Annotated in this window: 7 protein-coding genes, 9 tRNA genes and 3 rRNA genes; all 19 read left to right on the top strand. The window is 40.5% G+C overall.

Annotation, left to right across the window (positions count from 1 at the left end; genetic code table 11):
• Window positions 1-72 precede the first annotated feature (72 nt).
• On the top strand, window positions 73-954 hold the full coding sequence (gene hslO, locus NST10_RS07605) for an Hsp33 family molecular chaperone HslO (protein WP_000148605.1): 882 nt from the start codon (window positions 73-75) through the stop codon (window positions 952-954).
• A gap of 178 nt (window positions 955-1,132) precedes the next feature.
• Window positions 1,133-2,065 (top strand): cysteine synthase A, encoded by a 933-nt coding sequence (gene cysK, locus NST10_RS07600; RefSeq protein WP_339209253.1) that lies wholly within the window; start codon window positions 1,133-1,135, stop codon window positions 2,063-2,065.
• A 215-nt stretch (window positions 2,066-2,280) separates the two neighbouring features.
• Window positions 2,281-3,084 (top strand): dihydropteroate synthase, encoded by an 804-nt coding sequence (folP, locus tag NST10_RS07595; protein WP_000167936.1) that lies wholly within the window; start codon window positions 2,281-2,283, stop codon window positions 3,082-3,084.
• Complete coding sequence (gene folB, locus NST10_RS07590; RefSeq protein ID WP_001154303.1) at window positions 3,062-3,427, top strand: dihydroneopterin aldolase; 366 nt, start codon at window positions 3,062-3,064, stop codon at window positions 3,425-3,427. Before folP ends, folB begins: the two co-directional genes overlap by 23 nt.
• Window positions 3,424-3,900, top strand: coding sequence for a 2-amino-4-hydroxy-6-hydroxymethyldihydropteridine diphosphokinase (gene folK, locus NST10_RS07585; protein WP_000613720.1), 477 nt, complete (start codon window positions 3,424-3,426; stop codon window positions 3,898-3,900). Before folB ends, folK begins: the two co-directional genes overlap by 4 nt.
• A gap of 393 nt (window positions 3,901-4,293) precedes the next feature.
• Window positions 4,294-4,386, top strand: a complete 93-nt coding sequence (locus NST10_RS07580) for a hypothetical protein (RefSeq protein WP_016186812.1) — start codon at window positions 4,294-4,296, stop codon at window positions 4,384-4,386.
• Window positions 4,387-4,438: 52 nt separating this feature from the next.
• Window positions 4,439-5,926, top strand: coding sequence for a lysine--tRNA ligase (gene lysS / locus NST10_RS07575; protein WP_001288202.1), 1,488 nt, complete (start codon window positions 4,439-4,441; stop codon window positions 5,924-5,926).
• A gap of 557 nt (window positions 5,927-6,483) precedes the next feature.
• Window positions 6,484-6,598: ribosomal RNA gene (rrf, locus tag NST10_RS07570) — 5S ribosomal RNA — on the top strand.
• A 12-nt stretch (window positions 6,599-6,610) separates the two neighbouring features.
• A tRNA-Val gene (locus NST10_RS07565) sits at window positions 6,611-6,686 on the top strand.
• Between the two features lie 16 nt (window positions 6,687-6,702).
• A tRNA-Thr gene (locus NST10_RS07560) sits at window positions 6,703-6,778 on the top strand.
• Between the two features lie 6 nt (window positions 6,779-6,784).
• Window positions 6,785-6,857: transfer RNA gene (locus NST10_RS07555), tRNA-Lys, on the top strand.
• 33 nt (window positions 6,858-6,890) lie between these two features.
• A tRNA-Gly gene (locus NST10_RS07550) sits at window positions 6,891-6,965 on the top strand.
• 7 nt (window positions 6,966-6,972) lie between these two features.
• Window positions 6,973-7,061: transfer RNA gene (locus NST10_RS07545), tRNA-Leu, on the top strand.
• 5 nt (window positions 7,062-7,066) lie between these two features.
• Window positions 7,067-7,143: transfer RNA gene (locus NST10_RS07540), tRNA-Arg, on the top strand.
• 20 nt (window positions 7,144-7,163) lie between these two features.
• A tRNA-Pro gene (locus NST10_RS07535) sits at window positions 7,164-7,237 on the top strand.
• Window positions 7,238-7,260: 23 nt separating this feature from the next.
• Window positions 7,261-7,336 (top strand) — tRNA-Ala (locus NST10_RS07530).
• Between the two features lie 121 nt (window positions 7,337-7,457).
• Window positions 7,458-9,009, top strand: a 16S ribosomal RNA gene (locus NST10_RS07525).
• Window positions 9,010-9,102: 93 nt separating this feature from the next.
• Window positions 9,103-9,179 (top strand) — tRNA-Ile (locus NST10_RS07520).
• A 289-nt stretch (window positions 9,180-9,468) separates the two neighbouring features.
• Window positions 9,469-12,391: ribosomal RNA gene (locus tag NST10_RS07515) — 23S ribosomal RNA — on the top strand.
• The 16S, 23S and 5S rRNA genes sit together here with 9 tRNA genes alongside, the layout of an rRNA operon.
• Window positions 12,392-12,437: the final 46 nt, after the last annotated feature.

Genomic DNA, 12,437 nt, shown 5'->3' with positions numbered 1-12,437 from the left:
ATAAGTACAATTGTTGCATTTTATGAAGTAAAGTAATTTTTAAAATATAGAGTAATAGAGGAGATTGAAATAATGACACACGATTATATTGTTAAAGCATTAGCATTTGATGGGGAGATTAGGGCTTATGCTGCTTTGACAACTGAAACTGTTCAAGAAGCACAAACGAGACATTATACATGGCCGACAGCATCTGCTGCAATGGGAAGAACAATGACAGCAACAGCTATGATGGGCGCAATGTTGAAAGGTGATCAAAAATTAACAGTCACTGTAGATGGCCAAGGACCTATTGGACGAATTATTGCCGATGCAAATGCTAAAGGCGAGGTGCGTGCTTATGTAGACCATCCACAAACTCATTTTCCATTAAATGAGCAAGGTAAACTTGATGTAAGACGAGCAGTAGGGACAAATGGATCTATTATGGTTGTTAAAGACGTTGGAATGAAAGACTATTTCTCTGGAGCAAGTCCAATTGTTTCAGGAGAACTTGGTGAAGATTTTACTTATTATTATGCTACAAGTGAACAAACACCTTCATCGGTAGGTCTTGGTGTATTGGTAAATCCTGATAATACGATTAAAGCAGCAGGAGGATTTATCATTCAAGTTATGCCAGGTGCTAAAGATGAAACAATTTCAAAATTAGAAAAAGCAATTAGTGAAATGACACCAGTTTCTAAATTAATTGAACAAGGATTAACGCCAGAAGGATTACTAAACGAAATCTTAGGTGAAGACCATGTGCAAATTTTAGAGAAAATGCCTGTTCAATTTGAATGTAATTGTAGTCATGAGAAATTTTTAAATGCTATTAAAGGATTGGGCGAGGCTGAGATTCAAAATATGATCAAAGAAGATCATGGTGCTGAAGCAGTATGTCATTTCTGTGGAAATAAATATAAATATACTGAAGAAGAATTAAACGTGTTGCTAGAAAGTTTAGCGTAATTTAATTTAAATCAATACGCTAAAATGTTTATTTTTAGCGGTTTAGTGAAATGTAGAACTAAATAGTTGTATAATCCTTAGTAATTTTGTTTGCTTTCTAGAATTTATTTGATAAAATAATTCTATATCCGATAAATAAACTAAGATTTCAACAACTAACTAAAAAGGAGTGTTCTTAATGGCACAAAAACCAGTAGATAATATTACTCAAATTATTGGCGGTACACCGGTAGTCAAATTGAGAAATGTAGTAGATGACAATGCAGCAGATGTTTATGTAAAATTGGAATATCAAAATCCAGGTGGTTCTGTAAAGGATAGAATTGCTTTAGCAATGATTGAAAAAGCAGAGCGAGAAGGCAAAATTAAACCTGGCGATACAATTGTAGAACCAACTAGTGGTAATACAGGTATCGGTTTAGCATTTGTATGTGCTGCTAAAGGATATAAAGCAGTATTTACTATGCCTGAAACAATGAGCCAAGAGCGTCGTAATTTATTAAAAGCATACGGTGCGGAATTAGTCTTAACGCCTGGATCAGAAGCGATGAAAGGTGCAATTAAAAAAGCTAAAGAATTAAAAGAAGAACATGGTTACTTCGAGCCACAACAATTTGAAAACCCTGCGAACCCTGAAGTTCATGAGTTAACTACAGGTCCTGAGTTATTACAACAATTTGAAGGGAAAACTATCGATGCGTTCCTAGCTGGTGTTGGTACTGGCGGTACGTTATCTGGTGTAGGTAAAGTTCTGAAAAAAGAATGTCCTAACATCGAAATTGTTGCTATAGAGCCTGAGGCTTCTCCAGTATTGAGCGGTGGTGAGCCAGGTCCACATAAATTACAAGGTTTAGGTGCTGGATTTATTCCAGGTACTTTGAATACAGAAATCTATGACAGTATTATTAAAGTAGGAAATGATACAGCGATGGAAATGTCTCGTCGAGTTGCTAAAGAGGAAGGTATTTTAGCAGGTATTTCATCAGGTGCTGCGATTTATGCTGCCATTCAAAAAGCAAAAGAATTAGGAAAAGGTAAAACAGTAGTAACAGTATTGCCGAGTAATGGTGAACGCTACTTATCAACACCTTTATATTCTTTCGATGACTAATTAATGTCATTTAAAAGAGTGAGCTATCTTTTTGAGATAACTTGCTCTTTTTTTCTACCATGTATAATTTTAAAAATATGAGCGTTAAATTAAACATTTTTCTGATAAAAACATCCAGTGAATGATAAGATAATAAACGTACATACTAATAACTAGTAAATCGCAGGAGTAAATTTTATTAGAGTTAAACAATACATAATTAAAGGGTGGTTAACATGACTAAAACAAAAATTATGGGCATATTAAACGTCACACCTGATTCATTCTCAGATGGTGGAAAATTTAATAATGTTGAATCAGCAGTAACTAGAGTGAAAGCGATGATGGATGAAGGTGCTGACATTATAGATGTTGGAGGTGTTTCAACGAGACCCGGCCATGAAATGATTACTGTGGAAGAAGAGTTGAATAGAGTATTACCAGTTGTTGAAGCGATTGTCGGTTTTGATGTAAAAATTTCGGTTGATACTTTTCGTAGTGAAGTTGCTGAAGCTTGTTTAAAGCTAGGTGTTGATATTATTAATGATCAATGGGCAGGCCTTTATGATCATCGCATGTTTCAAGTTGTAGCCAAATACGATGCGGAAATTGTTTTAATGCATAATGGCAATGGTAATCGTGATGAACCGGTTGTCGAAGAAATGTTAACATCTTTGTTAGCACAAGCACATCAAGCTAAAATAGCTGGTATACCTTCAAATAAAATTTGGCTAGATCCAGGTATAGGTTTCGCTAAAACTAGAAATGAAGAAGCCGAAGTTATGGCAAGACTGGATGAACTTGTTGCAACAGAATATCCAGTTTTATTAGCGACAAGCCGGAAACGTTTCACTAAAGAGATGATGGGTTATGATACAACACCGGTTGAAAGAGATGAAGTAACTGCAGCTACGACTGCATATGGTATTATGAAAGGCGTTAGAGCAGTACGCGTTCATAATGTCGAGTTGAATGCTAAATTAGCTAAAGGTATAGATTTTTTAAAGGAGAATGAAAATGCAAGACACAATTTTTCTTAAAGGTATGCGCTTTTATGGATATCATGGTGCTTTATCAGCTGAAAATGAAATAGGACAAATTTTCAAAGTGGATGTAACTTTGAAAGTAGACTTATCTGAAGCTGGTCGTACTGATAATGTTATTGATACAGTTCATTATGGTGAAGTGTTCGAAGAGGTTAAATCAATTATGGAAGGTAAGGCCGTTAATTTACTTGAGCATCTAGCTGAACGTATTGCAAATCGTATAAATTCACAATATAATCGTGTAATGGAAACGAAAGTGAGAATCACTAAAGAAAACCCACCGATTCCGGGTCATTATGATGGAGTAGGTATCGAAATTGTGAGGGAGAATAAATGATTCAAGCATACTTAGGATTAGGTAGTAATATTGGTGATAGAGAAAGCCAGTTAAACGATGCTATAAAGATTTTGAATGAATATGATGGTATTAACGTATCTAATATTTCTTCGATTTATGAAACAGCACCAGTTGGGTATACTGAGCAACCTAACTTTTTAAATTTGTGTGTTGAGATTCAAACAACACTCACAGTATTACAACTGTTGGAATGTTGTTTGAAGACAGAAGAATGTTTACACCGTGTTAGAAAGGAACGATGGGGTCCTAGAACTTTAGATGTGGATATTTTGTTGTATGGAGAAGAAATGATAGATTTACCAAATCTGTCGGTGCCACATCCGAGAATGAATGAACGTGCATTTGTTTTAATCCCATTAAATGATATAGCAGCAAATGTCATAGAACCACGTTCGAAATTGAAAGTGAAAGATTTAGTTTTTGTCGATGACAGTGTAAGGCGATATAAATAATGTATTGTTGAGAACATTCATATTTATTAGGAATAGATGATTGATTATTGGAGATGTTTCGGCATTTTGATTATCTCTAAATGCATTTGATTTCGAATTAGTATATGATGATTTAGTATGTGTTAGAATTAAGTTATTTCATAAAATCAAAGTAAGCAATATTTGATAAATTGCTGTAATTTATTTGGACTTTTGTTGAAGTTTGTGAAAGATAATTTTTATACATTTACTTAGGGTTGTATTAATGATAATCGTATTTTAAATGAATAAGTAATTCATAAACGAAAACAGAAATTGCTTTATTACATTTACAACCTCTTGTAAAATTAAAAAAGTGATAAAATTGATGTTATGAATATAAGAAAACATGCCACATCATAACTTTAAGGTGCAATGGTTAATGGTAAAGTATTAGAAACATCGAAAGAGATGTATGTTGAGCAAAAATGTCTGATATTTTATAAAACTTTAAAGGAAAATGTTTGAGTGTACCAGTTGGAATACTAAAGGATTACAACAAGTTAAAGGAGAGAAAGTTATGTCAGAAGAAATGAATGACCAAATGTTGGTTCGACGTCAAAAATTACAAGAATTATATGATCTTGGTATAGACCCGTTTGGTTCTAAATTTGACCGTTCAGGTTTATCTAGTGATTTGAAAGAAGAGTGGGACCAGTATTCTAAAGAAGAATTGGTAGAAAAAGAAGCGGATAGTCATGTCGCTATAGCTGGACGATTAATGACTAAGCGTGGTAAAGGTAAAGCAGGATTTGCACACGTTCAGGACTTAGCTGGACAAATTCAAATATACGTTCGTAAAGATCAAGTTGGCGATGACGAATTTGATTTATGGAAAAATGCTGATTTAGGCGATATCGTTGGTGTTGAAGGTGTAATGTTCAAAACAAATACTGGCGAATTATCGGTTAAAGCGAAGAAATTCACGCTACTAACTAAATCATTGCGACCATTACCGGATAAATTCCACGGTTTACAGGATATTGAACAGAGATATCGTCAAAGATATTTAGATTTAATTACGAACGAAGATAGCACTCGTACATTTATTAATCGTAGTAAAATCATTCAAGAAATGCGTAATTATTTAAATAATAAAGGTTTCTTGGAAGTAGAAACACCTATGATGCACCAAATTGCTGGTGGAGCAGCTGCTAGACCATTTGTAACACATCATAATGCATTAGATGCAACGTTATACATGCGTATTGCTATTGAGTTGCATTTAAAACGTTTAATTGTCGGTGGACTTGAAAAAGTATATGAAATTGGTAGAGTATTCCGTAATGAAGGTGTATCAACTAGACATAACCCTGAATTCACAATGATTGAATTATATGAAGCATATGCAGATTATCATGACATTATGGATTTAACAGAATCTATGGTGAGACATATTGCCAATGAAGTATTAGGTTCTGCAAAAGTACAATACAATGGGGAAACGATTGATTTAGAATCTGCTTGGACTCGTTTGCATATTGTTGATGCTGTAAAAGAAGCTACTGGTGTAGATTTTTATGAAGTTAAAAGTGATGAAGAAGCTAAAGCTTTAGCTAAGGAACATGGTATTGAAATTAAAGATACAATGAAATATGGTCATATTTTAAATGAATTCTTTGAGCAAAAAGTTGAAGAAACACTTATTCAGCCAACGTTTATCTATGGTCATCCGACTGAAATTTCACCTTTAGCGAAGAAAAATCCTGAAGATCCTAGATTTACTGATCGTTTCGAATTGTTCATTGTAGGTAGAGAGCATGCAAATGCATTTACTGAATTAAATGATCCTATTGATCAAAAAGGTCGTTTTGAAGCGCAACTTGTTGAAAAAGCGCAAGGTAATGATGAAGCGCATGAAATGGATGAAGATTACATTGAAGCGTTAGAATATGGTATGCCTCCGACAGGTGGTCTTGGTATCGGTATTGACAGATTAGTTATGTTATTAACTGACTCTCCATCAATCAGAGACGTATTATTATTCCCTTATATGAGACAAAAATAAATGACGTTGATTGTTAGTAAGAGCTCTCGTGTATACAACATGTGTATGCGAGGGTTTTCTTAATTATGGTAATTAGTTCGTGTTTGAATGTTTTTGATAGTAATAGTTAACGATAATGGTGCTATTTTTGACTGTTAAACAAGGTAGTTAGCTGTTAGATGAAAATGACGATACGTATATAGATTAGTTCTGATGAGAAATGTTAATGATAGACATTGAGATATCTTATAACAAAAATTTCTATATTAGTATAATTTATCTTAATCAGCTATAAAAGTACTTTAAAATTGTATAGAATGTGTATGGTTTTGTACATATGTGTATGATAGAATACTAAAAGTGTTATGAATTAGAGAGCACGAGAAATGTCAGTTTTGAAGAATAAAAAAGTTGATTAAAAGTGTTGACTTTATCAATTGAATGAAGTAATATATAAAAGTCGTCAAAAACAGACGAAACACACTAAAAACTGATGTGACAAAGTTCACAACAAAGTGTAAAATTAACTATTGCGCCTTATTAATTAAGCGTGTATCATAAATAAGTAAGTTATTTTGTCTGGTGGCTATAGCAAGGAGGTCACACCTGTTCCCATGCCGAACACAGAAGTTAAGCTCCTTAGCGTCGATGGTAGTCGAACTTACGTTCCGCTAGAGTAGAACGTTGCCAGGCAAATGACAAATCGGAGAATTAGCTCAGCTGGGAGAGCATCTGCCTTACAAGCAGAGGGTCGGCGGTTCGAACCCGTCATTCTCCACCATTTATTCTTACATATAGCCGGCCTAGCTCAATTGGTAGAGCAACTGACTTGTAATCAGTAGGTTGGGGGTTCAAGTCCTCTGGCCGGCACCATCTTTTGAGCCATTAGCTCAGCTGGTAGAGCATCTGACTTTTAATCAGAGGGTCAGAGGTTCGAATCCTCTATGGCTCATTACGATTTAATTTTTATATTTAGCAAAATAATGCAGAAGTAGTTCAGCGGTAGAATACAACCTTGCCAAGGTTGGGGTCGCGGGTTCGAATCCCGTCTTCTGCTCCATTATTTTGCCGGGGTGGCGGAACTGGCAGACGCACAGGACTTAAAATCCTGCGGTGAGAGATCACCGTACCGGTTCGATTCCGGTCCTCGGCACCATTTTAGCGCCCGTAGCTCAATTGGATAGAGCGTTTGACTACGGATCAAGAGGTTATGGGTTCGACTCCTATCGGGCGCGCCATTTTTAAATTAATTGAATAACGGGAAGTAGCTCAGCTTGGTAGAGCACTTGGTTTGGGACCAAGGGGTCGCAGGTTCGAATCCTGTCTTCCCGATTACTTCTCAAATTCCATTTTATGGGGGCTTAGCTCAGCTGGGAGAGCGCCTGCTTTGCACGCAGGAGGTCAGCGGTTCGATCCCGCTAGTCTCCACCATTTATTTTTACACGATGAACATTGAAAACTGAATGACAATATGTCAACGTTAATTCCAAAAAACGTAACTATAAGTTACAAACATTATTTAGTATTTATGAGCTAATCAAACATCATAATTTTTATGGAGAGTTTGATCCTGGCTCAGGATGAACGCTGGCGGCGTGCCTAATACATGCAAGTCGAGCGAACGGACGAGAAGCTTGCTTCTCTGATGTTAGCGGCGGACGGGTGAGTAACACGTGGATAACCTACCTATAAGACTGGGATAACTTCGGGAAACCGGAGCTAATACCGGATAATATTTTGAACCGCATGGTTCAAAAGTGAAAGACGGTCTTGCTGTCACTTATAGATGGATCCGCGCTGCATTAGCTAGTTGGTAAGGTAACGGCTTACCAAGGCAACGATGCATAGCCGACCTGAGAGGGTGATCGGCCACACTGGAACTGAGACACGGTCCAGACTCCTACGGGAGGCAGCAGTAGGGAATCTTCCGCAATGGGCGAAAGCCTGACGGAGCAACGCCGCGTGAGTGATGAAGGTCTTCGGATCGTAAAACTCTGTTATTAGGGAAGAACATATGTGTAAGTAACTGTGCACATCTTGACGGTACCTAATCAGAAAGCCACGGCTAACTACGTGCCAGCAGCCGCGGTAATACGTAGGTGGCAAGCGTTATCCGGAATTATTGGGCGTAAAGCGCGCGTAGGCGGTTTTTTAAGTCTGATGTGAAAGCCCACGGCTCAACCGTGGAGGGTCATTGGAAACTGGAAAACTTGAGTGCAGAAGAGGAAAGTGGAATTCCATGTGTAGCGGTGAAATGCGCAGAGATATGGAGGAACACCAGTGGCGAAGGCGACTTTCTGGTCTGTAACTGACGCTGATGTGCGAAAGCGTGGGGATCAAACAGGATTAGATACCCTGGTAGTCCACGCCGTAAACGATGAGTGCTAAGTGTTAGGGGGTTTCCGCCCCTTAGTGCTGCAGCTAACGCATTAAGCACTCCGCCTGGGGAGTACGACCGCAAGGTTGAAACTCAAAGGAATTGACGGGGACCCGCACAAGCGGTGGAGCATGTGGTTTAATTCGAAGCAACGCGAAGAACCTTACCAAATCTTGACATCCTTTGACAACTCTAGAGATAGAGCCTTCCCCTTCGGGGGACAAAGTGACAGGTGGTGCATGGTTGTCGTCAGCTCGTGTCGTGAGATGTTGGGTTAAGTCCCGCAACGAGCGCAACCCTTAAGCTTAGTTGCCATCATTAAGTTGGGCACTCTAAGTTGACTGCCGGTGACAAACCGGAGGAAGGTGGGGATGACGTCAAATCATCATGCCCCTTATGATTTGGGCTACACACGTGCTACAATGGACAATACAAAGGGCAGCGAAACCGCGAGGTCAAGCAAATCCCATAAAGTTGTTCTCAGTTCGGATTGTAGTCTGCAACTCGACTACATGAAGCTGGAATCGCTAGTAATCGTAGATCAGCATGCTACGGTGAATACGTTCCCGGGTCTTGTACACACCGCCCGTCACACCACGAGAGTTTGTAACACCCGAAGCCGGTGGAGTAACCTTTTAGGAGCTAGCCGTCGAAGGTGGGACAAATGATTGGGGTGAAGTCGTAACAAGGTAGCCGTATCGGAAGGTGCGGCTGGATCACCTCCTTTCTAAGGATATATTCGGAACATCTTCTTCAGAAGATGCGGAATAACGTGACATATTGTATTCAGTTTTGAATGTTTATTTAGCATTCAAAAAATGGGCCTATAGCTCAGCTGGTTAGAGCGCACGCCTGATAAGCGTGAGGTCGGTGGTTCGAGTCCACTTAGGCCCACCATTATTTGTACATTGAAAACTAGATAAGTAAGTAAAATATAGATTTTACCAAGCAAAACCGAGTGAATAAAGAGTTTTAAATAAGCTTGAATTCATAAGAAATAATCGCTAGTGTTCGAAAGAACACTCACAAGATTAATAACGTGTTTAAATCTTTTTATAAAATAAAACGTTTAGCAGACAATGAGTAAATTATTTTAAAGCAGAGTTTACTTATGTAAATGAGTATTTAAAATAATGAAAACGAAGCCGTATGTTAACGTTTGACTTATAAAAATGGTGGAAACATAGATTAAGTTATTAAGGGCGCACGGTGGATGCCTTGGCACTAGAAGCCGATGAAGGACGTTACTAACGACGATATGCTTTGGGGAGCTGTAAGTAAGCTTTGATCCAGAGATTTCCGAATGGGGAAACCCAGCATGAGTTATGTCATGTTATCGATATGTGAATACATAGCATATCAGAAGGCACACCCGGAGAACTGAAACATCTTAGTACCCGGAGGAAGAGAAAGAAAATTCGATTCCCTTAGTAGCGGCGAGCGAAACGGGAAGAGCCCAAACCAACAAGCTTGCTTGTTGGGGTTGTAGGACACTCTATACGGAGTTACAAAGGACGACATTAGACGAATCATCTGGAAAGATGAATCAAAGAAGGTAATAATCCTGTAGTCGAAAATGTTGTCTCTCTTGAGTGGATCCTGAGTACGACGGAGCACGTGAAATTCCGTCGGAATCTGGGAGGACCATCTCCTAAGGCTAAATACTCTCTAGTGACCGATAGTGAACCAGTACCGTGAGGGAAAGGTGAAAAGCACCCCGGAAGGGGAGTGAAATAGAACCTGAAACCGTGTGCTTACAAGTAGTCAGAGCCCGTTAATGGGTGATGGCGTGCCTTTTGTAGAATGAACCGGCGAGTTACGATTTGATGCAAGGTTAAGCAGTAAATGTGGAGCCGTAGCGAAAGCGAGTCTGAATAGGGCGTTTAGTATTTGGTCGTAGACCCGAAACCAGGTGATCTACCCTTGGTCAGGTTGAAGTTCAGGTAACACTGAATGGAGGACCGAACCGACTTACGTTGAAAAGTGAGCGGATGAACTGAGGGTAGCGGAGAAATTCCAATCGAACCTGGAGATAGCTGGTTCTCTCCGAAATAGCTTTAGGGCTAGCCTCAAGTGATGATTATTGGAGGTAGAGCACTGTTTGGACGAGGGGCCCCTCTCGGGTTACCGAATTCAGACAAACTCCGAATGCCAATTAATTTAACTTGGGAGTCAGAACATGGGTGATAAGGTCCGTGTTCGAAAGGGAAACAGCCCAGACCACCAGCTAAGGTCCCAAAATATATGTTAAGTGGAAAAGGATGTGGCGTTGCCCAGACAACTAGGATGTTGGCTTAGAAGCAGCCATCATTTAAAGAGTGCGTAATAGCTCACTAGTCGAGTGACACTGCGCCGAAAATGTACCGGGGCTAAACATATTACCGAAGCTGTGGATTGTCCTTTGGACAATGGTAGGAGAGCGTTCTAAGGGCGTTGAAGCATGATCGTAAGGACATGTGGAGCGCTTAGAAGTGAGAATGCCGGTGTGAGTAGCGAAAGACGGGTGAGAATCCCGTCCACCGATTGACTAAGGTTTCCAGAGGAAGGCTCGTCCGCTCTGGGTTAGTCGGGTCCTAAGCTGAGGCCGACAGGCGTAGGCGATGGATAACAGGTTGATATTCCTGTACCACCTATAATCGTTTTAATCGATGGGGGGACGCAGTAGGATAGGCGAAGCGTGCGATTGGATTGCACGTCTAAGCAGTAAGGCTGAGTATTAGGCAAATCCGGTACTCATTAAGGCTGAGCTGTGATGGGGAGAAGACATTGTGTCTTCGAGTCGTTGATTTCACACTGCCGAGAAAAGCCTCTAGATAGAAAATAGGTGCCCGTACCGCAAACCGACACAGGTAGTCAAGATGAGAATTCTAAGGTGAGCGAGCGAACTCTCGTTAAGGAACTCGGCAAAATGACCCCGTAACTTCGGGAGAAGGGGTGCTCTTTAGGGTTAACGCCCAGAAGAGCCGCAGTGAATAGGCCCAAGCGACTGTTTATCAAAAACACAGGTCTCTGCTAAACCGTAAGGTGATGTATAGGGGCTGACGCCTGCCCGGTGCTGGAAGGTTAAGAGGAGTGGTTAGCTTCTGCGAAGCTACGAATCGAAGCCCCAGTAAACGGCGGCCGTAACTATAACGGTCCTAAGGTAGCGAAATTCCTTGTCGGGTAAGTTCCGACCCGCACGAAAGGCGTAACGATTTGGGCACTGTCTCAACGAGAGACTCGGTGAAATCATAGTACCTGTGAAGATGCAGGTTACCCGCGACAGGACGGAAAGACCCCGTGGAGCTTTACTGTAGCCTGATATTGAAATTCGGCACAGCTTGTACAGGATAGGTAGGAGCCTTTGAAACGTGAGCGCTAGCTTACGTGGAGGCGCTGGTGGGATACTACCCTAGCTGTGTTGGCTTTCTAACCCGCACCACTTATCGTGGTGGGAGACAGTGTCAGGCGGGCAGTTTGACTGGGGCGGTCGCCTCCTAAAAGGTAACGGAGGCGCTCAAAGGTTCCCTCAGAATGGTTGGAAATCATTCATAGAGTGTAAAGGCATAAGGGAGCTTGACTGCGAGACCTACAAGTCGAGCAGGGTCGAAAGACGGACTTAGTGATCCGGTGGTTCCGCATGGAAGGGCCATCGCTCAACGGATAAAAGCTACCCCGGGGATAACAGGCTTATCTCCCCCAAGAGTTCACATCGACGGGGAGGTTTGGCACCTCGATGTCGGCTCATCGCATCCTGGGGCTGTAGTCGGTCCCAAGGGTTGGGCTGTTCGCCCATTAAAGCGGTACGCGAGCTGGGTTCAGAACGTCGTGAGACAGTTCGGTCCCTATCCGTCGTGGGCGTAGGAAATTTGAGAGGAGCTGTCCTTAGTACGAGAGGACCGGGATGGACATACCTCTGGTGTACCAGTTGTCGTGCCAACGGCATAGCTGGGTAGCTATGTGTGGACGGGATAAGTGCTGAAAGCATCTAAGCATGAAGCCCCCCTCAAGATGAGATTTCCCAACTTCGGTTATAAGATCCCTCAAAGATGATGAGGTTAATAGGTTCGAGGTGGAAGCATGGTGACATGTGGAGCTGACGAATACTAATCGATCGAAGACTTAATCAAAATAAATGTTTTGCGAAGCAAAATCACTTTTACTTACTATCTAGTT

Source organism: Staphylococcus sp. FSL W8-0305 (assembly GCF_037966415.1).
GTDB lineage: Bacteria > Bacillota > Bacilli > Staphylococcales > Staphylococcaceae > Staphylococcus > Staphylococcus aureus.
The sequence above is the reverse complement of the archived record's forward strand: the minus strand, read 5'-3'. Positions and strand labels throughout refer to the sequence as shown.